This window comes from Falsiroseomonas sp. HW251, assembly GCF_050563545.1.
Lineage (GTDB): Bacteria > Pseudomonadota > Alphaproteobacteria > Acetobacterales > Acetobacteraceae > Falsiroseomonas.
In genome coordinates, this window is record NZ_JBNXUM010000013.1 from 102,877 (window position 1) to 123,107 (window position 20,231).

At 70.4% G+C, this 20,231-nt stretch carries 20 protein-coding genes; 17 read left to right on the top strand and 3 right to left on the bottom strand.

Features of this window, described 5'->3' with window-relative positions:
• Positions 1 to 43 precede the first annotated feature (43 nt).
• The 13 genes from ACLF3M_RS17060 to ACLF3M_RS17120 all read left to right on the top strand — a co-directional run bounded on the left by ACLF3M_RS17060 (position 44) and on the right by ACLF3M_RS17120 (position 12,075).
• Positions 44 to 1,504 carry an NAD(P)-binding domain-containing protein gene (locus ACLF3M_RS17060; RefSeq protein ID WP_430658158.1) on the top strand — a complete coding sequence of 487 codons (1,461 nt, stop codon included), beginning with the start codon at positions 44 to 46 and terminating at the stop codon, positions 1,502 to 1,504.
• Positions 1,488 to 2,096: a 2-hydroxychromene-2-carboxylate isomerase gene (locus tag ACLF3M_RS17065; RefSeq protein WP_430658159.1), complete on the top strand. Its 609-nt coding sequence runs from the start codon at positions 1,488 to 1,490 to the stop codon at positions 2,094 to 2,096. The genes ACLF3M_RS17060 and ACLF3M_RS17065 overlap by 17 nt, the downstream gene beginning before the upstream one ends.
• Complete coding sequence (locus ACLF3M_RS17070; protein ID WP_430658160.1) at positions 2,093 to 3,124, top strand: dipeptidase; 1,032 nt, start codon at positions 2,093 to 2,095, stop codon at positions 3,122 to 3,124. Before ACLF3M_RS17065 ends, ACLF3M_RS17070 begins: the two co-directional genes overlap by 4 nt.
• Complete coding sequence (locus tag ACLF3M_RS17075; RefSeq protein WP_430658161.1) at positions 3,121 to 4,089, top strand: Bug family tripartite tricarboxylate transporter substrate binding protein; 969 nt, start codon at positions 3,121 to 3,123, stop codon at positions 4,087 to 4,089. Before ACLF3M_RS17070 ends, ACLF3M_RS17075 begins: the two co-directional genes overlap by 4 nt.
• Before the next feature lie 46 nt (positions 4,090 to 4,135).
• The gene (locus tag ACLF3M_RS17080) at positions 4,136 to 5,311 is read left to right on the top strand and encodes a pyridoxal-phosphate-dependent aminotransferase family protein (RefSeq protein ID WP_430658162.1); all 1,176 of its coding nucleotides are present in this window, start codon (positions 4,136 to 4,138) and stop codon (positions 5,309 to 5,311) included.
• Between the two features lie 53 nt (positions 5,312 to 5,364).
• The gene (locus tag ACLF3M_RS17085) at positions 5,365 to 5,760 is read left to right on the top strand and encodes a GNAT family N-acetyltransferase (RefSeq protein WP_430658163.1); all 396 of its coding nucleotides are present in this window, start codon (positions 5,365 to 5,367) and stop codon (positions 5,758 to 5,760) included.
• 194 nt (positions 5,761 to 5,954) lie between these two features.
• Entirely contained in the window at positions 5,955 to 6,671 is a 717-nt protein-coding gene (locus ACLF3M_RS17090; protein ID WP_430658164.1) for a PIG-L deacetylase family protein, read from the top strand.
• The gene (locus ACLF3M_RS17095; protein ID WP_430658165.1) at positions 6,668 to 7,483 is read left to right on the top strand and encodes an alpha/beta fold hydrolase; all 816 of its coding nucleotides are present in this window, start codon (positions 6,668 to 6,670) and stop codon (positions 7,481 to 7,483) included. The genes ACLF3M_RS17090 and ACLF3M_RS17095 overlap by 4 nt, the downstream gene beginning before the upstream one ends.
• Positions 7,480 to 8,337 carry an ABC transporter substrate-binding protein gene (locus ACLF3M_RS17100; protein WP_430658166.1) on the top strand — a complete coding sequence of 286 codons (858 nt, stop codon included), beginning with the start codon at positions 7,480 to 7,482 and terminating at the stop codon, positions 8,335 to 8,337. Before ACLF3M_RS17095 ends, ACLF3M_RS17100 begins: the two co-directional genes overlap by 4 nt.
• A gap of 23 nt (positions 8,338 to 8,360) precedes the next feature.
• On the top strand, positions 8,361 to 9,338 hold the full coding sequence (locus ACLF3M_RS17105; RefSeq protein WP_430658167.1) for a Bug family tripartite tricarboxylate transporter substrate binding protein: 978 nt from the start codon (positions 8,361 to 8,363) through the stop codon (positions 9,336 to 9,338).
• Between the two features lie 13 nt (positions 9,339 to 9,351).
• Positions 9,352 to 10,320 carry a Bug family tripartite tricarboxylate transporter substrate binding protein gene (locus tag ACLF3M_RS17110; RefSeq protein ID WP_430658168.1) on the top strand — a complete coding sequence of 323 codons (969 nt, stop codon included), beginning with the start codon at positions 9,352 to 9,354 and terminating at the stop codon, positions 10,318 to 10,320.
• A complete protein-coding gene (locus tag ACLF3M_RS17115) occupies positions 10,317 to 11,198 on the top strand; it encodes an amidohydrolase family protein (RefSeq protein WP_430658169.1) in 882 nt (293 codons plus the stop codon). Before ACLF3M_RS17110 ends, ACLF3M_RS17115 begins: the two co-directional genes overlap by 4 nt.
• A 1-nt stretch (position 11,199) precedes the next feature.
• Positions 11,200 to 12,075 carry a DUF1932 domain-containing protein gene (locus tag ACLF3M_RS17120; RefSeq protein WP_430658170.1) on the top strand — a complete coding sequence of 292 codons (876 nt, stop codon included), beginning with the start codon at positions 11,200 to 11,202 and terminating at the stop codon, positions 12,073 to 12,075.
• Here ACLF3M_RS17120 and ACLF3M_RS17125 read toward each other — a convergent pair whose 3' ends face one another.
• The 3 genes from ACLF3M_RS17125 to iolD are packed head-to-tail and all read right to left on the bottom strand — an operon-like array spanning position 12,076 to position 16,492.
• Positions 12,076 to 13,737 (bottom strand): Na/Pi cotransporter family protein, encoded by a 1,662-nt coding sequence (locus ACLF3M_RS17125; RefSeq protein WP_430658171.1) that lies wholly within the window; start codon positions 13,735 to 13,737, stop codon positions 12,076 to 12,078.
• 24 nt (positions 13,738 to 13,761) lie between these two features.
• On the bottom strand, positions 13,762 to 14,649 hold the full coding sequence (gene iolE, locus ACLF3M_RS17130) for a myo-inosose-2 dehydratase (protein ID WP_430658172.1): 888 nt from the start codon (positions 14,647 to 14,649) through the stop codon (positions 13,762 to 13,764).
• Between the two features lie 4 nt (positions 14,650 to 14,653).
• Positions 14,654 to 16,492: a 3D-(3,5/4)-trihydroxycyclohexane-1,2-dione acylhydrolase (decyclizing) gene (iolD, locus tag ACLF3M_RS17135; RefSeq protein ID WP_430658173.1), complete on the bottom strand. Its 1,839-nt coding sequence runs from the start codon at positions 16,490 to 16,492 to the stop codon at positions 14,654 to 14,656.
• Between the two features lie 90 nt (positions 16,493 to 16,582).
• Between iolD and iolG the strand changes: the two genes are divergently transcribed.
• The 4 genes from iolG to ACLF3M_RS17155 are packed head-to-tail and all read left to right on the top strand — an operon-like array spanning position 16,583 to position 20,224.
• Complete coding sequence (gene iolG / locus ACLF3M_RS17140; RefSeq protein ID WP_430658174.1) at positions 16,583 to 17,569, top strand: inositol 2-dehydrogenase; 987 nt, start codon at positions 16,583 to 16,585, stop codon at positions 17,567 to 17,569.
• The gene (locus ACLF3M_RS17145) at positions 17,566 to 18,357 is read left to right on the top strand and encodes an SDR family oxidoreductase (RefSeq protein ID WP_430658175.1); all 792 of its coding nucleotides are present in this window, start codon (positions 17,566 to 17,568) and stop codon (positions 18,355 to 18,357) included. Before iolG ends, ACLF3M_RS17145 begins: the two co-directional genes overlap by 4 nt.
• Complete coding sequence (locus tag ACLF3M_RS17150) at positions 18,354 to 19,136, top strand: inositol monophosphatase family protein (protein WP_430658176.1); 783 nt, start codon at positions 18,354 to 18,356, stop codon at positions 19,134 to 19,136. The genes ACLF3M_RS17145 and ACLF3M_RS17150 overlap by 4 nt, the downstream gene beginning before the upstream one ends.
• 53 nt (positions 19,137 to 19,189) lie before the next feature.
• Positions 19,190 to 20,224 (top strand): ABC transporter substrate-binding protein, encoded by a 1,035-nt coding sequence (locus ACLF3M_RS17155; RefSeq protein ID WP_430658177.1) that lies wholly within the window; start codon positions 19,190 to 19,192, stop codon positions 20,222 to 20,224.
• Positions 20,225 to 20,231: the final 7 nt, after the last annotated feature.

Consider the following 20,231-nt stretch of genomic DNA (forward strand, 5'->3'; position numbering starts at 1 on the left):
CGGCCCCTTCCCGCACCGCAGCACCGCGCCTAGCCTACCCCTCATGACGCCCCCCGCCCCGCCCGAGGACGCCATCGGCCTCCCCGCGCTGGAGGCGAGGCTCCGCAACGATCTCCTCCTCCTCAACCTTCCGCCGAAACCCTGGGTCCCCGAAGGCGAGCCCGGCGTCCACGACGTCCTCGTGATCGGCGCCGGCCTCAACGGCCTCGTCGCGGCGGCCGCGGCGCGCTTCCTCGGCATCACGCGCCTCGCCATCCTCGACCGCGCGCCGGCCGGCACCGAGGGACCATGGGTCACCACCGCGCGCATGCGCACGCTGCGCACCGCGAAGGAGGTCGCGGGGCCGGCGCTCGGTGTGCCCTCGCTGACGTTTCGCGCCTGGTTCGAGGCGCAGTTCGGCCGCGCCGAATGGGACGCGATGGAGCGCATCCCGCGCGCGATGTGGATGGACTACATGGTCTGGTATCGCCGCGTGCTGGACCTGCCCGTGACGAACGGCGTGGAGGTCACGCTGATCCGGCCGTGCGGCGACGCGCCAGTCGAGGTCGAGACCGCTGCGCATGGCACCTTTCGCGCGCGTCGCGTGATCCTCGCGACCGGCATCGACGGGTTGGGCGGGCCCGCGGTTCCCGAAGTGGTCGCGCGCCTGCCGCGCCGCTTCTGGGCGCATTCGTCCGAGCCCATCGACATGGACGCGCTGCGCGGCAAGCGCGTCGCAGTCATCGGTGCAGGCGCCTCCGCGATGGACAACGCGGCCTGCGCGCTGGAAGCGGGCGCGGCGTCCGTCGACCTGCTGATCCGCCGCGTGGAGATGCCGCGCGTCGACAAGTTCACCGGCATCGGCAGCAAGGGCATGGCGCATGGCTTCATGGCGCTGCCGCAAGAGGACAAGTGGCGCTTCTTCCGCATCGCGAATGCCGCGCAACTGCCGGCGCCGCGGCAATCCGTGCTGCGGGTGTCGCGGTACACCAATGCGCGCTTCCATTTCTCGAGCCCGATTCTGGACGCGCGGGAGGAAGCCGGCGCGCTGCGCGTGACGACACCGCGAAGCGTGGATCGGTTCGACTTCCTGATCCTCGCCACCGGCTTCGCCATTGCGCCGGAGACGCGGCCCGAGCTCGCGCTGATCGCGCCGCACATCAGGACATGGGCAGACAGCTACACGCCGCCGCCGGGCGAGGAGGATCCGGGCCTCGCGGCCTCGCCCGATCTCGGCGCGGGCTTCGAGTTCCAGCAGCGGACGCCGGGGGCGTGCCCTGGCCTGGAGCGTCTCGCCTGCTTCACCTTTCCCGCGGTGCTGTCGCACGGCAAGCTGACCAGCGGCATCCCCTCGGTCAGCGACGGCCCACGTCGCCTGGCGGAAGCGATGGCGCGCAGCCTCTTCGTCGAGGACCGCGCGAAGATCGCGGCGGCCTTCGACGCCTATGCGACGCCCGAACTGCTCGGCGACGAATGGAGGCCCTGGGAGGGGCCCATAGGATTGGACAATGACGCAGCCGCCTGAGCTTCTGGTGTTCTACGGGATCTCCTCGCCATGGGCCTATTTCGGCGCGCCGCGCGTGCGGGAGATCGCGGCGAGGCACGGCGCACGCGTCGTGTTGCGCCCGATCCGCGTGATCGAGGCCAATGGCGGCATCCCGCTGCGGACGCGCGCGCAACCGCGGCAGCACTACCACGCGCTGGAACTCGCGCGCTGGCGCGAGCATCTCGGCATGCCCTTGAATCTCACGCCGCGCTTCTACCCCTGCCGCACGATCGAGACGGCGGCGCAATCCGTCATCGCCGTACAGGAAGCCGGGCTGGATGCGCAGGCCTATACCTTCGCCGTGCAGCGCGCGCTCTGGGCAGAGGAACGCGACATCGCGGATGTCGAGACGCTAAAGGAACTCGCCCGCGCCACGGTCGGCGAGGAGGGCGCCGCGCTGGTGCGCGACCCCGCCCTGCCGCGGCACGTCGCGCAGTGGCACGCGAACCTGGCGGAGGCCGAGCGGCGCGGCATCTTCGGGACGCCGACCTACGTCGTGAAGGACGAGCTGTTCTGGGGCCAGGACCGGCTGGATTTCGTGGACCGCGCGCTGGCGAAGGCGGCCGCATGATGCTGGCGCATGAGGACCCCGCGATCATGGCACGCGCCGCCGTGCTGCATGCGCGCGCGGTGGTCTTCGACGGCCTCAGTACCTGCAACTGGAGCCGCAAGATCTTTGAAGAGATGCGCGCCGGCGGCGTCACCGCGGTCAACTGCGCCTCGGTGCTGTGGGAGGATTTGCGCGGGGGCCTCGACAACGTCGCGCAGTGGAAGCGGATGCTGGAGGAGAACGAGGACCTGCTGCGACCCGTGAAGACGGTAGCCGACATCCACGCCGCCAAGGCGGAAGGCCGCACGGGGATCAGCATCGGCTGGCAGAACACCTCGCCGATCGAGGACCGGCTGCAAGACATCGGGCTCTTCAAGGAGCTCGGCGTGAACATCATGCAGCTGACCTACAACACGCAGAACTATTCGGGCGCGGGCTACCTCGAACTGACGGATTCCGGCCTGACCGGCTTCGGGCGCGAGGTCGTGCACGAGATGAATCGCGTCGGCGTCCTGGTCGACCTGTCGCATGTCGGGGAGAAGACGAGCTTCGACGTCGTCGCCTGGTCGAGGCGGCCGGTGTGCATCTCCCACGTCCTGCCGCGCGCGCTGCACGACGTGCCGCGCAACAAGACCGACGCGCTGCTCAGGGCCTGCGCGGATCGCGGCGGCATCATCGGCATCAGCCTTTTTGCCCCGGGGCTGCGGGCGGGCAACGACGCAAGCGTGGAGGACTATCTCGACGCCATTGCGCATGTGATCGCGCTGGTGGGCGAGGACCATGTCGGGCTCGGATGCGACTTCAGCCTGGATCACGCGCGGCCCGGTCCGTATCAGGTCTATGCCAGCCGCGACAAAGGCTACGCCCGCAGCCTGACGGAATTCGCGACGGCGAAGATCAGCAAGCCGCGCGGCATCCAGCGCATCCACGACATCCCGAACATCACCGCCGCGATGATACGGCGGGGGTGGGCGGACGAGACGATCCTCAAGCTGCTCGGCGGCAACTGGCTGCGGCTGCTGGAGCAGAGCTGGAGCCCGATGCGATGACCTCACGCCGCACGATCCTGGCCGCGGGGCTTTCGACGCTCGCGCTGCCTGCGCTGGCGCAAGGCTGGACGCCCACGCGGCCCTTGCGCATCGTCATGCCCTTCCCGCCGGGCCAGGGCAGCGACATCCTGATGCGCCTGCTGGCGGAGCGCCTGCAGCCGCTGCTCGGCCAGCCCGTCGTGGTGGAGAACCGCGCCGGCGCCGGCGGCACGGTGGGCATGGAGTACACGGTCACGCAGCCCGCCGACGGCAGCACGATCGTCATGGGCGGCAGCGGCCCGACCACCATCGCGCCGAGCCTGTTTCCGCGCCTCGGCTACGATTCCACGCGCGACCTCACGCCGATCTGCCTGATCGCTTCCGTCCCGCAGCTTTTCGTCGTGAACAACGACTTCCCCGTTCGGTCCATCCAGGACCTTGTCGCGCGCGCCAAGGCGAATCCTGGCGGGATCTTCTACGCCTCCTCCGGCAATGGCACGACGCAGCACCTGAACATGGAGCTCTTCGCGACGATGACGGGCACGCAGCTGACGCATGTGCCCTATCGCGGATCGGGCCCTGCGCTGGCCGACCTGATCGCGGGCCAGGTGCCGCTAATGTCGGACACGCTGGCCGCGGTGACGGAGGTCGTGCGGCAGGGCCGCGTGCGCGCGATCGGCGTCACCTCCGCCCAGCGCTCCCCCTTCTTCCCCGATGTGCCGACGATCGCTGAACAGGGTGTGGCGGGCTATGAATCCGTGGGCTGGATCAGCCTGCTCGGCCCCCGCGGCCTGCCCGAGCCGATCGTGACCCGCATCGAGCAGGAAGTCGCGAAGGTGCTGGACCAGCCGGACTTTCGGGCGCGTCTGGCCGACCAGGCCTTCACGCCGACCTTCCTGGGTCACCGCGCTTTCACGGCCTTCATCGTGAGCGAGACCGAGAAGTGGCGCCGCGTCGTGCAGGCCGCCAACGTGAAGGTGGACTGACTTGGCGCTTGATGAGAGAACAGACGAAACGTCCAGGATTCTCCCGATGAAGCCGCGTGGCCGCCATTTCTTCGCCAATCCGGGCCCGACCAACATCCCGGACAGCATCCAGCACGCCGTTACCCACCACACCGTGGACTTCAACGGGCCGGACTTCCTTGCGGTCTACGACGCCTGCATCGATGGTCTGAAGCGCGTGCTGCGCACGAAGCAGCATCTCTTCATGTACACGGGCTCGGGGCATGCGGCCTGGGAAGCGACGCTGACCAACCTGCTGTCGCCGGGCGACCGCATCCTGGTGATCGAGACCGGGCACTTCTCCGAAAGCTGGGGGAAGATGGCGGCCGATCTCGGGATCGAGGTGCAGACGCTGGCGGCCGATTGGCGCCGCGGCGCGGACTACGGCGCGCTGCGCGCCGCGCTGGCCGACGATGCCGCGCATGCCGTCAAGGCGGTTTGCGCCGTGCACAACGAGACCTCCACCGGCATGACGCTCGACCTGCCGCGCATCCGCGCGCTGCTGGACGAGACCGGGCATCCCGCGCTGTTCCTGGTGGACACGATCTCCTCGCTGGGCTCGCTGGACTACCGGCACGATGAATGGGGCGTGGATGCCGCGGTCGGCGGCAGCCAGAAGGGCCTGATGCTGCCCGTCGGCTTCAGCTTCACCGCGGTGTCGGAAAAGGGCCTGGCCGCACATGCGAAGTCCAGGCTGCCGAAGCACTATTTCGGCTGGACCACCATGCTGCAGCGCCGCCACCGATCCTTCATCGGCACGGTCCCGATCGCGCTCTTCTACGGCCTGCAGGAAGCGCTCCGCCTGATCGAGGAAGAGGGGCTCGACGACGTCATCGCGCGCCACGCGCGCCTGGCCGAGGCGGTGCGCCGCTGCGTGCGGCACTGGTCCGGCAACAATGGCCCGCAGCTTTTCTGCCTCTCGCCCGAACGCGTCTCGGATTCCGTGACCTCGATCCTGGTGCCGGAGGGCTTCGATGCGGAGAAGCTCCGGCGCCGCGTGGCCACCATGAACGTCGCGCTGGGCGGCGGCCTCGGGCGGCTCGGCGGGAAGGTATTCCGCATCGGCCACCTCGGCGACCTGAACGAGCCGATGATCCTCGGCACGCTGGCCGCGACCGAGATCGGGCTGCGGCTGGAAGGCGTGCCGCACACGCCTGGCGGCGTGGACGCGGCGATGGCCTGGCTCGCGGAGAGCGCGCCCTGACAGGCGCGATCCGCCGCGCCGTTGCGGCTGAGGCCGAGGCCGTCGCCGCTCTGGTGCAGCGGGCCTATGCGCCCTGGCTCGCCGTGATCGGGCGCCGCCCCGCGCCGATGGACGACGACTATGCCGCGCACGTGGCCGCCGGCGAGGCCTTCGTGCTCGAGAGCGGAGGCGTGATCGCCGGGGCCGTCGTGCTGCAGGACGGGCCCGGCCATCTCTGGCTCGACAATGTCGCGGTGGATCCTGCCTGGAAGGGCCAGGGACTCGGCCGCGCGCTGCTGGACTTCGCCGAGGCGGAGGCGCGCCGGCGCGGCCTGGCCGAGATCCGGCTGCTCACCCACCAGCGCATGGAATCCAACATCGCCCTCTATGCCCGGCTCGGCTTCGTCGAAACCGCCCGCCGGACGGAGGACGGCTTCGACCGGGTCTTCATGGCGAAGCGCCTGCCCTGACGGTCTTGGCGGCTATGCCGGGGGCTGATAGCTCCGCCGGAAGATGCGATAGGACACGCGGACCGCCCTCGGCCTAGAACCCGGCGGCCAGGACGACAGGGCGGAGCGTGCCCGCCGCCATCGGATCGGATCGCGGGCGGCCCGCTTCAGGCCGGCAGCGTGAGACCGATCCGCAGAAGTGAGGAGCCAGCCCCATGCCCGACACCGCCCTCGTCGTCAGCGCCCATTCCGCCGATTTCGTCTGGCGGGCCGGCGGCGCCATCGCGCTGCACGCCTCGCGCGGATGGGAAGTGACCGTCATCTGCCTGTCCTACGGCGAGCGGGGCGAGAGCGCCAAGCTCTGGAAGCTGCCGGGCATGACGCTGGAGCGCGTGAAGGCCGAACGCGAGAAGGAAGCGAAGCAGGCCGCCCAGGTTCTCGGCGTGCATGACATCCAGTTCTGGGACCTCGGCGATTATCCCATTGGCCTGACGCAGGAGGCCTTCTTCCGCCTGGTGGACGTCTACCGCGCGATCCACCCGAAGTTCGTCCTCAGCCATTCGAAGGAGGACATCTACAACCACGACCACCCGTCAGTGACGGCCTGGGCGCAGAATGCGCGCATCACGGCGCAGGCGCATGGCCACAACCCCCACCAGAAGGTGCTTGGCGCGCCGCCCTTCTTCCTGTTCGAGCCGCACCAGCCCGAGCAGTGCAACTGGAAACCCGACGTGCTGCTCGGTATCGATGCGGTGTGGGAGAAGAAGCGCGCAGCGATAGAGTGCATGGCCGGCCAGGAGCATTTGTGGGAGTACTACACCCGCGTGGCGCTACAGCGCGGCGCGCAGGCCGCGCGCAATTCCGAGAAGGCCATCAGGTACGGCGAGGGCTACCAGGCGGTCTTTCCGCATGTCGTGGACCAGCTGGCATGAGCTACCGGGCGCCCCGCCGCAGCGCAGGCTTCATCGAACGCCCGGACTGCCGCATCGCCTATGAGATCACGGGCGAAGGCCCCGTCATCGTCTTCGCGCATGGGCTCGGCGGCGGGCTGATGTCCTGGTGGCAACAGGTCGCTCATTTCGCCACCCGCTACACCTGCGTCGCCTATTCCCATCGCGGCTTCTTCCCCTCCACCGCGCCGGCGGACGGGCCGGACCCCACGCTCTTCGCCGACGACGTGGCGGCGCTGGTGGATGGGCTGCAGCTCGGCGACATCCGCTTCGTCGCCCAGTCCATGGGCGGCTGGTCCGGCGTCGAATACGCACTGATGCGGCCGGGCCGCGTGAAGGCGCTGGTGCTGGCCGCGACGACCGGCACGCTCGATCCGCGCCAGCTGACCGGCGCCCACCCGTCCAACGACCACGAGACGCGCCGCGCCGCGCTGCTGGCGCGCGGCATCAACCCTGCGGCCGGCAAGCGCATGGCGCAGGAGCAGCCCGCGCTGCACCACCTCTACAACCACATCGCCGGCCTGACCCAGGGGCTGGATCGAGAAGCCATGCGCGCGAAGCTGTGGGCGCTGCGCACGCGCAACCCCGCGGAGTTCGCCTCGGCGAGGACGCCCGTGCTCTTCCTGCCGGGCGAGGAGGACATCATTCTCGACCTGCCGGGTGCGCCGATGGCCGCCGCCATTCCCGGCGCGCGGTCCGTGATGCTGCCGAAGGCCGGCCATTCCGGCCATTTCGAGCGCGCGGCGGAGTTCAACGCCATCGTGGACCGCTTCTTCCGCGAGGTCGGCGCGTGACGCTGCGCCTGACGGCGGCGATCGGCCGGTACCCCCACACCGCGGCGCTGCTGGATGGCGCGATTGCGTCGGATGCGGTCGCGCTGGACTTCGCCGACCTGCCCGTGCCGAACCGCGCCTTTGCGCCAATGGTCCGCGAACAGCGCTACGACGTCAGCGAGATGGCGATCGCGACCTTCCTGATCGCCAAGGCCCATGGCAAGCCGCTGGTGCTGCTCCCCGTCACGCTCGCCGCGCGCTTCCAGGAAGCGGCGCTGTTGTGCCGTGTGAACGGTCCCGTGAAAGGGCCGAGGGACCTGGTGGGCCGGCGCGTCGGCGTGCGGTCCTACAGCCAGACCACGGCGATGTGGCTGCGCGGCAGCCTTTCTGGCCTGCAGGGCGTGGCGTCGGACAGCGTGCGCTGGATCACCTTCGAAGGCGCGCATGTCCTGGAATGCCAGGATCCGCCATGGACGGAGCGCGCCCCGAAGGGCGCCGAGCTGCTGGCGATGGCGAAGTCCGGCGAGGTGGACGCCGCGATCTTTGGCAACGACCTGCCGGACGATCCCGCGCTGACGACCGTCTTCCCCGACCCCGCCGCGGCGGGGCGCGATTTCCTGTCGCGCTTTGGCTTCGTCCCGGTGAACCACCTGGTCTGCGTCACGCGCGACGTCGCGACGAAGTACGCGGAGGCGGTAGCCGCGATCGTGCGGATGTTCGGCGAGGCCGTCGCAGGATCCGACCTGCCCGTCGGCCGCGCCGCACTGACGCCCGCGATCGAACTCGCGGTCGCGAATTGCGTGGAACAGGGACTGCTGCCGCGGCCTCTGAGCCGGGATGAGGTGTGGGACGGCTTGCCGGCCGGCATCGACTGACGACGAAGAACGGGAGGACAGGCATGACCCTGGGACGACGGCAGCTTGCGCTGCTCGGCACGGTGCTCGCTGCGCCGCGCCTCGCCGCGGCGCAGGATGGCTGGCCCAGCCGGCCGGTGCGCGTGATCGTGCCCTTCACACCCGGCGGGTCCACCGACATCCTGGCCCGCGCCCTGGCGGCCGAGCTGCAGGACACGCTCGGCCAGCCCTTCGTCGTGGAGAATCGCGGCGGCGCCGGCGGCACGCTGGGGTCGGAGGTCGTGGCCCGCGCCGCGCCCGATGGCTACACGCTGATGATGGGGCATATAGGCACGCTGGCGGTGAACCCCTCGCTCTACCGCAACCTTTCCTTCGACACCGTGACGTCCTTCCAGCCGATCGTGCTGGTGGCGATCGTTCCGAACATCCTGGTGGTCAATCCGCGCAAGGTCGGGGCGGCCAATGTGCAGGAGTTCATCGCGCTGGCGAAGCGCCGGCCCGGCGCGCTGACCTATGGCTCGGGCGGCAACGGATCGGCCGCGCATATCGCCGCCGTCGCCTTCATGGACGCGACCGGCATCGACATGACCCATGTGCCCTATCGCGGCACGGGGCCGATGATGACGGACCTGATCGCCGGCAGCATCGACCTGACCATGACAGGTGGCCCACCGGCGCTGCCGCCGGTGCGCGCGGGCACGCTGAAGGCGCTTGGCGTCTCTTCGCTGCAGCGCATGTCGAGCGCGCCGGAGATCCCGACGATCGCCGAGCAGGGCGTGGCGGGCTTCGACGCCACGCAGTGGTACGGAATGGTCGCGCCGGCCGGCACGCCGCGTGCGATCGTGGACCGCATCAATGCGGAGAGCACGCGCATCCTGCGCGGCGACAGGCTGCGTCCCCGGCTGGAAGCCGAAGGCGCCGACCCCGCGCCCGGCACGCCGGAGCGGTTCCGCGACCTGATCGTGGCGGAGCGCCAGCGCTGGGGCGAGCTGATCCGCCGCGCCAATGTCCAGGCGGATTGAGGAGACGACGACCATGACCCCGATCACCCGCCGCGTCGCCTTGGGCGCGGCGCTGGCCCTGCCCGCGCTGGGCGCGCGCGCCCAGGTCTTCCAACGGGCGATCCGCGTGATCTGCCCCTTCGCGGCCGGCGGCGTCGCGGACCTGACGGCGCGCGCGGTCGGCGGCCGCATCGCGCCGCTGATCGGCCAGCCCGTCGTGATCGACAACCGGCCGGGCGCCGGCGGCATCGTCGCGGGGCAGCAGCTGATGGGCGCGGCGGCGGACGGGCACACGCTGCTCGTGTCTTCCAACGGCACCGCGATCAGCCGCAGCCTGTTCCGCAACCTGCCCTTCGACCCGCTGCGTGATTTCGCGCCGATCGTCACCATGGGCGCCTTCCCCATCGCGGTGATCGTCGCACCGAACTCGCCTTTCCAGGACGTCCGCGCGCTGGTCGCGCGGGCGAAGGCAGAGCCGGGCAAGCTCAACATCGGCTCGATCAGCGTGGGCAGCACGCAGAACCTCTCGGCGGAGCTGTTTAAGATCCGCGCGGATGTCCGGGCGGAGACGGTGGTCTTCCCCGCGACGCCACAACTGACGACGGCGATGCTGCGCGGCGACGTGGACGCGGCCTTCGAGATCACCGGGCCGATCTGGGGCCAGGTGCAGGCGGGCGCGATCCGTGTGCTGGCCGTCACCTCCGCGCAGCGCGCGGCAAACCTGCCCAACGTGCCGACGCTGCAGGAACAGGGCGTGCCGGACTACGACGTCGCGTCCTGGAACGGCCTGGTCGCGCGCACTGGCACGCCGGTGGAAGCCATCGCGGCGATCAACCGCGCCGTGAACGAGGCGTTGGGCACGACGGAACTGCGGGACGCGCTGACCCAGGTCGGCGTCGAACCGCGCGGCGGGACCATCGAGGCGGCGGCGCAGCTTCTGACCTCGGACACCGCGCGCTGGGCCGAGGTGATCGAGAAGGCAGGGGTTGAACGACAGGGATGACCACGCGCGCAATTCCGACCTGCAAGGGGCCCGATCCCGACACAAAGACCCCGCGGTATCGGCCGCCGCCGGGCGCCTGCGATTCGCACTGCCACATCTTTGGCCCCGCCGCGGTGTTCCCGTATTCGCTGGACCGCGCCTACACGCCGCCTGACGCGCCCTATGAGGCGCTAGTGAAGCTGCACGGCATCCTCGGCATCTCTCGCGCCGTCATCGTGCACGCATCCTGCCACGGCAGCGACATGACGGTGACGCTGGACGGCATCGCGCGGTCCGGCGGGACCATGCGCGGGGTCTGCGTGGTGGATCCCGGCGTCACCGACCAGGAATTGCGGCGCCTGCACGACGGCGGCATCCGCGGCGTGCGCTTCAACTTCGTGAAACACCTCGGCGGCATGCCGGACATGGCATTCTTCCGGCGCGTGCTAGCGCAGGTCGAGCCAATGGGCTGGCACGTCGTCCTGCACCTCGACGCGCAGGACATCGTGCCGATGGCGGACACGATCGCCGCGATCCCCATCCCGTTTGTCATCGACCACATGGCGCGGGTGAAGGCGAAGGACGGCGTGGACCAGCCGGCGTTCAGGCAGCTGCAGGCACTCATGAACAACCCGCTGGCCTGGGTGAAGATCTGCGGCGCGGAGCGGATATCCTCCACAGGGGCGCCCTTCCGTGACGCACTGCCCTTCATCCGCGCCCTGGCGGCGCAGGCGCCGGACCGGCTGCTCTGGGGCACGGACTGGCCGCATCCGAACATCGCGGGCGACATGCCGAACGACGGCGACCTGGTTGACCTGCTGGCGGAAGCGATCGAGGACGAGGCGCTTCGCCACAAGGTGCTGGTGGACAACCCGACGCGACTCTACTGGAGCGACTGACATGCGCATCGGCTTCATCGGCTTCGGCGAGGTCGGCAGCACCCTGGCGCGCGATCTGCAAGCGGCGGCGCATGCGAGCATCGCCGCCTTCGATATCGCCTTCGCGACGGCCGGCAGCAAGGCGTCGCGCCACGCGGCGGAGCGGGAGGTGGTGGTCGTAGGATCGGCGCCGGATCTCGCCGCGCGATGCGACCTGGTGTTCCACAGCGTCACCGCGGGTTCGTCGCTGGAGGCCGCGAAGGCCGCCGCTGACGGCCTGCGCCACGCGCCGTGGTTCGTGGACGTGAACTCCGTCTCGCCGGGGACGAAGCGCGCGACGGCGGAGGCCGTCACCGCCGCCGGCGGCCGCTATGTCGAGGCCGCGGTGATGGCCTCCATCCCGCCCAAGGGCATCCGCACGCCCGTGCTGCTGGGCGGCCCGCATGCCGAGGCCTTCCTACCCATCGCGCGCGACCTCGGCATGGCGGTCGAGGTGTTCTCGGCCGAGGTAGGCGGGGCGTCGTCGGTGAAGATGTGCCGGTCCATCCTGATTAAGGGCATGGAGGCGCTGCTGACCGAGGGCATGCTGACCGCCCGCCGCTACGGCGTGGAGAAGCAGGTGCTGGCGAGCCTGACCGACACGATCGACACGGACTGGTCCCAGCTCGCGCGCTACATGATGAGCCGCGCGCTGGTTCATGGCCGCCGCCGCGCCGAGGAGGTGCGCGAGGTCGTGCGGACGATTGAGGAAGCGGGCCTCGAGCCCATGCAGTCGCCGGCCACCGCGCTGCGCCAGGACTGGGCGGCGGATCGCGGCCTGGAACTGACCCAGGACGTGCTGGCGACGAAGGACCTGGCGACGCTGGTGGATGCGGTGCTGGCGAAGGCGGTGAAGTAGCTAACCCTTCCCCGCCGGCGCCAGCCGGCTCGAGAGCAGCTCGCCGCGCCGTTCCAGCAGGGGATGCGCGACGGCGGCGAGATGCCCGCCAACGCGCCGCAGGTCGCGGATCGCGTCCAGCACGAAGCCCGGCGTGGCGCCGGGTTCGCCGAGCGGCAGGGGTGCGGCCTGCGCGGCACGCCGCGCGGCCTCGCGCTCCGTCGCGCGAAGCTGTTCCTTGCTCTGCACCAGGCGCCGCGCCGCCTCGGCGTCCTCCATCATGAAGACGGCGACGGCGAGCCGAAGCTGCTCGCGCAGGCTGTCGTGCAGCGCGGCCAGGTCCTGCCGGTCACCGGCGGCCAGCGTCACGCCGCGCCGCACGCGCTTCGTCGCATGCCGCGCCACGTCGCGGGTCAGCACGTCCGCGGCGTGCTCCAGCGCGATGGCGAAGGACTGGATCTCCGACAGGCGCTGCGCGTCGTGGTCGGAGAGCTGGTCCGAAGGGATCGCCGCCAGGAAGGCCAGCACCGCGCGATGCAGCCGGTCCACCAGGTCGTCCATCTCCGCAAGCTGCTTCGGCGCGTCGCGGCCGGCATCCTCGAAGCTGCGCGAGGAGATGTCGAGCATGCGTTCCAGCATGTCCGCGATGCGCAGCACCTCGCGCTGCGCATTCGCGATCGCAACGGAGGGCATGTCGGTCGCAGCGGCGTCGAGGTAGCGCGGCGCAGCCTCGTCCAGCTCGGGCCGGTCGGGCAGCGCGCGCTCCAGCAACCAGGCCAGCGGGCGCAGCAGGGGCAGGAAGATTGCGCTCATCACGACGTTGAAGCCGAGATGCGCGTTGGCGACGTAGCGAACCGGCGCGTCGTCCAACGCCATCATCCAGCCCGTCATAGTAGGCAGCAGCGCCATAACCAGCAGGCAGCCAACGACGCGGTTGACCAGGTTGCCCACGGGCAGCCGCAGACGCGCACGGTCGCCAGACCGCCCGCCGCCCTGCAGCAGCGGATTGACCGCGCTGCCGAGATTGGCGCCGGCGACCATCGCCATTGCCGCCTCCGGCCCCAGCACGCCGCTGCCCGCCAGCGTCGCGACGAACAGCACGCCGGCGATGGAGGAATGCGCGGCCCAGGCCACCACCGCGGCGATTAGCAGGTTCGGCACCGGGTCGTTCGCCAGCGCCGCCATGACGCGGCCGAAGGTCGGCGAGGATTCCACCGGCGCCAGCGTGCCCACCAGCATGTGCAGCGCCAGCAGCATCAGCCCGAGCCCGATGCCGACGCGGCCGAGGTCGCGGGTCTGCGCGCGGCTCGATTTCCGGAAGGCGATCACGCCGATCAGGATCAGCAGCGGCGACAGCCAGCTCGCGTCGAAGGAGAGGAGCTGCACGATCATCGCCGTGCCGACATTGGCCCCCAGCATCGCGGCCAGCGCCGGCACCAGCGCCACCGCGCCGGCCGAGGCGAAGCCTGCGATCATCAGCGCGGTCGCCGTGCTGGACTGCAGCGCCGCCGTCACGCCGAGCCCCGCGACCATCGCGCGCAGCGGGCTGCCCAGCGCCATGCCGAGCATGGATTGAAGGCGCCCACCGAAGGCGCGCTCCACGCCGGACTGCACCATGTGCAGGCCCCACAACAGCAGCGCGGCTTCACCCGCGAGTTGCAGCAGCAGGCGTAGCTCGCTCATGCCTTCCGGCGGCCCTCCTTCATCTCACTTGAACGCGGCGGCCGCGAAGCGGGCCAGGTTGTCGTGGCCCATGCGCGCATAGGTGAGCGGATGCGCCTTGGCGGGATCCTGCTCGGCCTCCACCACCAGCCAGCCGTCGTAGCCCGCCGCGGCGACAGGTGGCAGGACGGCGGAATAGTCCACGCAGCCATCGCCCGGCACGGTGAAGACGCCTTCCAGCACGGCTGCAAGGAAGGGCAGGTCGCGCGCCTTGACCGACTTCATGACGTCGGCGCGGATGTCCTTGCAGTGTACATGCACGACTCGCTGCGCGTGCTGATGGGCCGCCTTCACGGGATCGCCGCCGGCAAAGGTCAGGTGCCCTGTGTCGAGCAGCAGGCCGACTTCCGGACCCGTCGACGCCATCAGCCGCTCCACATCGGCCTGGCTTTCGATCACCGTGCCCATGTGGTGGTGGTAGGCGAGGTGCAGGCCGCGCGCCTTCAGGCTCCGCCCGAATTCCTGCATGCGCGGGATCAGCAGCGCCCAGTCCGCTTCCGACAGGATCGGGCGCTTTGACAGCGGCGTGGTGCGCTCGCCATGGATGGCGCGCGAAACCTCCGCATGCACCATCACCTTGCAGCCCAGCGCGGTCAGCAGTGCGATATGCGGCTCGGCTTCCTTCATCTCGGCGTCGACATCGCGTTCCAGCAGCCGCGTGCCGTACCAGCCGGAGACCAGCGCCAGGCCGTGCTTCTCCAGGATCGGGCCAAGCTCCGACGCGACGCGCGGGAACTTGTTGCCGAGCTCGAAACCCGCGAAGCCCGCGAGCTTGCCCTCGGCAAGACACGTCTCGAGCGGCGTTTCCGCACCGAGCTCGGGCATGTCGTCATTGGTCCAGGTCAGCGGATTGATCCCGAGGCGGACAGCCATGTGGTTACGCTCCTGCACCCTGGCGCTTGCGGTTGGTCTCGTAGCTGGCGCGCGCAGTCTTCTGCGCGGCGGTGGACGGTGCGGCGGTGACCGGCACCTCCCACCAGGCGCCGCCCTCGGCGGTGCCGGTCTGCGGGTCGGTGTCGATGACGATGACCTGGGTGCGCTTCGCCGCGAAGGCCTTCGGGAGTACTGCTTCCAGCTCCGCGACATCAGCGACCTTCACCGACTCCGCGCCGAGGGCCGCGGCATGCGCGGCGAAATCCACCAGGGGAGCGGCGTCGGAAAGCAGGTTGTTGAAGGGCTCGCCGCCGGTGCCGCGCTGCAGGCGGTTGATGCAGCCGAAGCCGCGGTTGTCCAGCAGCACCACCGTGATCTTGGCGCCGAGCGCGACGGAGGTTGCGATCTCGCTGTTCATCATGAGGTAGCTGCCGTCGCCGACCATCACGACGACCTCGCGATCGGGTGCTGCGAGCTTCGCGCCGAGCGCGCCGGCGATCTCGTAGCCCATGCAGGAATAGCCGTATTCCAGGTGGTAGGACGCGGCGTCGGTCGCGCGCCACAGCTTGTGCAGCTCGCCGGGCAGGCCGCCGGCGGCACACAGGACGATGCCGCGTTCCGGCATGGCGCGATTGACCGCGCCGAGCACCTGCGCGTCGGTCGGCAGCACGTTGGCCTTCGGCTTCGGCGCCGCCGTCACCTTGTCCACTATGCGCTGCCAGCGCGCGATGGCGGTGACCGCCTTTTCCTGCCAGGGGCGTTCGGCCGACCATGTGCCGAGCGCGCCCGACAGCGCCGCCAGCCCCCGCGCGGCATCCGCCACCAGCGGCTGCGCGCCGTGCTTGTACGCGTCGAAAGCCACGACGTTCAGGCCGAGCAGCGACGCCTTGGGGAACAGCGCGCGCGATCCCGTGGTGAAGTCCTGCAGCCGCGTGCCGACCGCCAGGATCAGGTCGGCCTGCTGCGCCAGTGCATTCGCAGCCGCAGTGCCGGTGACGCCGATCGCGCCGACATTTCCCGATGCGTTCCAGGCGAGGCTTCCCTTACCGGCCTGCGTTTCGGCAACAGGGACACCATGACGCCCCGCGAAGTCGGCGAGCGCCTGCTCCGCGCCGCTGTACTTCACGCCTCCGCCCGCGACGATCAGCGGGCGCTTCGCCTTCTTCAGCGCGGCCACCGCATCGCGCAGTTCCGCCGCATCGGGTTCGGGCGCTCGTACCCGCCAGACCCGCTTGCGGAAGAACGACTCGGGAAAATCCATCGCCTCGATCTGCACGTCCTGCGGGAAAGCGAGCGTGACGGGCCCGCATTCCGCGGGATCGGTCAGCACGCGCAGCGCCGCGGGCAGCGCCGCCAGCAGCTGCTCCGCGCGCATGATGCGATCGAAGAAGCGCGACACCGGCCGGAAGCAGTCGTTCGCCGAGACGGTGGCGTCGCCGATATCCTCGACCTGCTGCAGCACGGGATCGGGCCGCCGGCTGGCGAAGACATCGCCAGGCAGCAGCAGCACCGGCAGGCGGTTCACATGCGCCAGGGCGGCCGCCGTCACCATGTTGGTGGCACCCGGCCCGATAGAGGTCGTGCAGGCCATCATCCGCCGCCGCGCATGCGTCTTCGCGTAGGCGATCGCGGCATGGGCCATCGCCTGCTCATTGTGTGCGCGGAAGGTCGGCAGCGCGCGGCGATGCGCATGCAGCGCTGGCCCCAGCCCCGCGACGTTGCCATGCCCGAAGATCGCCCAGACGCCGCCGAAGAGCGGCAGGGTGCGACCCCCGATCTCCGTCTGCTGCGCCGCCAGGAAGCGGACCGTGGCCTCGGCCGCGGTCAGGCGTAGACTGGCCATGCTTCCTCCTCGCCCGGGGATTCTCGCCGGGCGTCCCCTGTGTTACGGTTTGATGACAGCGCCCGCAAGCGGCTGCTCACGGAAAACGCCATGCTCCTGTTCGCACAATTCGGCGCCGGCCGCATCGGCGCGATCCATGCCGGCAACCTCGCCGCCAGTGGTCGCGCCCGGCTCAGGCACATCGTGGATGTCCACCCGCCAGCGGCCGAGGCGCTGGCCGCGAAGCACGGCGCCGAGGTCAGCACGACCGAGGCCGCGCTGGCCGACCCCGAGGTCGGCGCCGTGATCATCGCGAGTTCCACCGACACGCATGCGGACCTCGTCATTGCCGCGGCGCGCGCGGGCAAGGCGATCTTCTGCGAGAAGCCGATCGACCTGTCGCTGGCGCGCGTGGACGCCTGCCTGGCGGAAGTCAGGAAGGCCGGCGTGCCGATGCTGGTCGGCTTCAACCGCCGCTTCGACCCCAACTTCGCCGAGCTCCATCGCCGCATCGGCGCAGGCGCGATCGGGACGGTAGAGCAGGTGGTCATCACCAGCCGCGACCCCGGCCCGCCGCCCGTTGCCTACATCAAGGTCTCGGGCGGGCTGTTCCGTGACATGACAATCCACGATTTCGACATGGCGCGCTGGATGCTGGGCGAGGAGCCCGTCGAGGTCTTCGCGCATGGCGCCAACCTGGTGGATCCCGCGATCGGCGCCGCGGGCGACATCGACAGCGCGATGGTGCTGATGAAGACCGCCTCCGGCCGCATGGCCCACATCAACAACTCCCGCCGCGCCAGCTACGGCTACGACCAGCGTGTCGAGGTCTTCGGCAGCGGCGGCCGGCTGATCGCGGGCAACCGCACCGCGACGACGGTGGAGCTCGCCGACGGCAAGGCGGTGTCCTCCGACAAGCCGCTGCACTTCTTCCTGGAACGCTACGCCGACGCCTACCGGATCGAGCTCAATGCCTTCCTCGATGCCGTCACGAACGAGACGCCCATGCCCGTCGGCGCCGAGGATGGCCGCCAGGCGCTGGTGCTCGCCGACGCCGCCTTCGAATCGCTGCGCACCGGCGCGCCGGTGAAGGTATGAGCGTCCTGCCTAACGTACGGCTCGACGGCCGCACCATCCTCGTCACAGGCGGCACCCAGGGCATCGGCGAGGGCTGCGCGCTGGCGGCGGCCGAGGCAGGCGCGGCCGCGGTCTGCATCTCCGGCCGCAACGCCGAACGCGGCGCGGTGGTGGTGGGCAAGCTGCAGGCGCTCGGCGCGCGCGCACATTTCGTCGCGGCTGACCTTGCGGATGCGCAGGCCGTTGCGGGAATCGTGGCGCAGGCCGAAGCCGCGCTCGGCGTGGTGGACGGCCTGGTCAACGCGGCGGGGCTGACCGACCGCGGCACCATCCTCGACACCCCGGTCGAGCTCTGGGACAGGCTCTTCGCGATCAATGCCCGTGCGCCCTTCCAATTGACGCAGGCGGTGGCGCGGCGGCTGAAGGATGCGGGTAGGCCGGGCTCCATCGTCAACGTCATCACCATGTCGAGCCATGGCGGGCAGCCCTTCCTGACGGGCTACTCCGCGTCCAAGGGTGCGCTGGCGACGCTGACCAAGAACACCGCGCTCGGCCTGCGGCCGCTAAGGATCCGCGTGAACGGGATCAATCTCGGCTGGGCCGACACGCCGGGGGAGCACGTCATCCAGCAGAAGGACGGCAACCCCAGGGACTGGCTGGAGCGCGCCGAGCCCGCGCAGCCCTTCGGCCGCCTGATCCGGCCGAGCGACCTCGCCGGCCTTGCCATCTACCTGCTGTCGGACGCCGCGGAAATGATGACCGGCGCCTTGATCGACTTCGACCAGAACGTCATGGGCGCCTACACGTGAACGCCGCCGAGCTTCGGCGCCGCCTCGACACCGTCGCCCCCATCGCGCGCGACGCCGCCGTTCTCGCACAGCGCATGCGTGAGAACGGCATGGCCGCCACCAAGATGAAGGGCGCACAGGACTTCCTGACCGAGGCCGACGGCGCGACCGAGCACTACCTGCGAGAGAAGGTCGGCCGCCTCTTCCCCGGCGAGCCGATCTTCGGCGAGGAAGCCGGCGGCACGCTGTCCGCGGACGGCCCACTCTGGATCCTCGATCCCATCGACGGCACGTCGAACTTCGCGCGCGGTGGCGCGCGCTGGTGCGTCTCCATCGGCATGGCGCTGGACGGCAGGGCGGTGCTCGGCGCCATCGGCCGCCATGCGCCGGAGGAGATCGTGCTCGGCGCGACGGGCTGCGGCGCCACGCTGAACGGAAAGCCGGTCCGCGCGGCCGACACGCCCGATTTCTCCCGCGCCACCATCGAGGTCGGCTGGTCTCTCCGCCGCCCGCCCGAGGCCTTCATCGCCCTCGCCGGCGAGGTGATGGCGCTCGGTGCCGGCGTGCGCTCCTCGGGCTCCGGCACGCTCGGGCTGATCGAGACGGCGCTCGGGCGACTCGACGGCTATCTCGAGCTGCACATCAATTCCTGGGACACCTGCGGCGCCCTTGCCATCGCGCGGGAAGCCGGTTGCTGGACCAGCGACTTCGACAGCGGAGACTGGCTGGCCAGCGGGAACGCCGTGTGCATCGCGGCGCCGGCGCTCGGCCCCCGGCTCAACGCCCTGCTGGAGGCTTGAGCGCGCGTCTCGCGCGCGCTTCACTACGCGACTGATACAGGGAGGAAGAAGACATGCGCCCACCCCGCCGCCTGCTCGGTGCCGTTGTCGCCGGCGCGCTCGCCGTGCTGGTCCCGGGCGCCGCGCGCGCCCAGGGCAACCTGACGGTCTATTGCTCCGTGCAGGAGGAATGGTGCCGCCCGATGATGGCCGGGTTCGAGCGCGCGACCGGCATCCGCGTCGCGATGACGCGCCGCTCCTCCGGCGAGACGCTGACCCAGATCCGGGCCGAGGCGTCCAACCCGCGCGGCGACATCTGGTGGGGCGGCACGGGCGACCCGCACATGCAGGCCGCGCAGGAGAACCTGACGGTCGAGTACCGATCGCCGATGCTGGAGCAGCTGACGGACTGGGCGAACAGCCAGGCGCGCCAGACCAACTACCGCACCGTCGGCATCTATGCCGGCGCGCTCGGCTATTCCTACAACCAGCCGGAGCTGCAGCGCCGCCGCCTGACCGCGCCGCGCTGCTGGGCCGACCTGATCAAGCCGGAATTCCGCGGCGAGGTGCAGATGGCCGACCCCAACACCTCCGGCACGGCCTACACGATGCTGGCGACGCTCGTGCAGATCATGGGCGAGGACCAGGCCTTCACCTACCTCCGCGCGCTGCACCGGAACATCAACCAGTACACCCGCAGCGGCGCCGCGCCCGCCCGCGCGGTCGCGACCGGCGAGACGCTGGTCGGCATCACCTTCCTGCACGATGCCGTTACGCAGAAGGTAAGCGGCGCGCCCGTCGAGCTCGTCGCGCCCTGCGAGGGCACGGGCTACGAGATCGGCTCCATGTCCATCATCCGCGGCGCGCGCAACATGGACCAGGCGCGGCGCTTCTACGACTGGGCGCTGACGCCTGAAGCCCAGGGCATCGCGGTGCAGGCGCAAGCCTACCAGCTGCCGTCCAACCGCAACGCGCCCATCCCGCCGCAGGCACCGCGCTTCGAGAACATCCGCATGATCGACTACGACTTCGCGCGCTGGGGCGACGCCAACAACCGCAACGCCCTGATCACACGCTGGGACCGGGAAGTCCGCTCGGGATCGCGGTAACCTAGTC

Excerpts from the sequence above, each read along its gene's own strand:
- ACLF3M_RS17060 (WP_430658158.1), top strand. The coding sequence starts at position 44 with ATGACGCCCCCCGCCCCGCCCGAGGACGCCATCGGCCTCCCCGCGCTG.
- ACLF3M_RS17065 (WP_430658159.1), top strand. The coding sequence starts at position 1,488 with ATGACGCAGCCGCCTGAGCTTCTGGTGTTCTACGGGATCTCCTCGCCA.
- ACLF3M_RS17070 (WP_430658160.1), top strand. The coding sequence starts at position 2,093 with ATGATGCTGGCGCATGAGGACCCCGCGATCATGGCACGCGCCGCCGTG.
- ACLF3M_RS17075 (WP_430658161.1), top strand. The coding sequence starts at position 3,121 with ATGACCTCACGCCGCACGATCCTGGCCGCGGGGCTTTCGACGCTCGCG.
- ACLF3M_RS17080 (WP_430658162.1), top strand. The coding sequence starts at position 4,136 with ATGAAGCCGCGTGGCCGCCATTTCTTCGCCAATCCGGGCCCGACCAAC.
- ACLF3M_RS17090 (WP_430658164.1), top strand. The coding sequence starts at position 5,955 with ATGCCCGACACCGCCCTCGTCGTCAGCGCCCATTCCGCCGATTTCGTC.
- ACLF3M_RS17095 (WP_430658165.1), top strand. The coding sequence starts at position 6,668 with ATGAGCTACCGGGCGCCCCGCCGCAGCGCAGGCTTCATCGAACGCCCG.
- ACLF3M_RS17105 (WP_430658167.1), top strand. The coding sequence starts at position 8,361 with ATGACCCTGGGACGACGGCAGCTTGCGCTGCTCGGCACGGTGCTCGCT.
- ACLF3M_RS17110 (WP_430658168.1), top strand. The coding sequence starts at position 9,352 with ATGACCCCGATCACCCGCCGCGTCGCCTTGGGCGCGGCGCTGGCCCTG.
- ACLF3M_RS17115 (WP_430658169.1), top strand. The coding sequence starts at position 10,317 with ATGACCACGCGCGCAATTCCGACCTGCAAGGGGCCCGATCCCGACACA.
- ACLF3M_RS17120 (WP_430658170.1), top strand. The coding sequence starts at position 11,200 with ATGCGCATCGGCTTCATCGGCTTCGGCGAGGTCGGCAGCACCCTGGCG.
- ACLF3M_RS17125 (WP_430658171.1), bottom strand. The coding sequence starts at position 13,737 with ATGAGCGAGCTACGCCTGCTGCTGCAACTCGCGGGTGAAGCCGCGCTG.
- iolE (WP_430658172.1), bottom strand. The coding sequence starts at position 14,649 with ATGGCTGTCCGCCTCGGGATCAATCCGCTGACCTGGACCAATGACGAC.
- iolD (WP_430658173.1), bottom strand. The coding sequence starts at position 16,492 with ATGGCCAGTCTACGCCTGACCGCGGCCGAGGCCACGGTCCGCTTCCTG.
- iolG (WP_430658174.1), top strand. The coding sequence starts at position 16,583 with ATGCTCCTGTTCGCACAATTCGGCGCCGGCCGCATCGGCGCGATCCAT.
- ACLF3M_RS17145 (WP_430658175.1), top strand. The coding sequence starts at position 17,566 with ATGAGCGTCCTGCCTAACGTACGGCTCGACGGCCGCACCATCCTCGTC.
- ACLF3M_RS17155 (WP_430658177.1), top strand. The coding sequence starts at position 19,190 with ATGCGCCCACCCCGCCGCCTGCTCGGTGCCGTTGTCGCCGGCGCGCTC.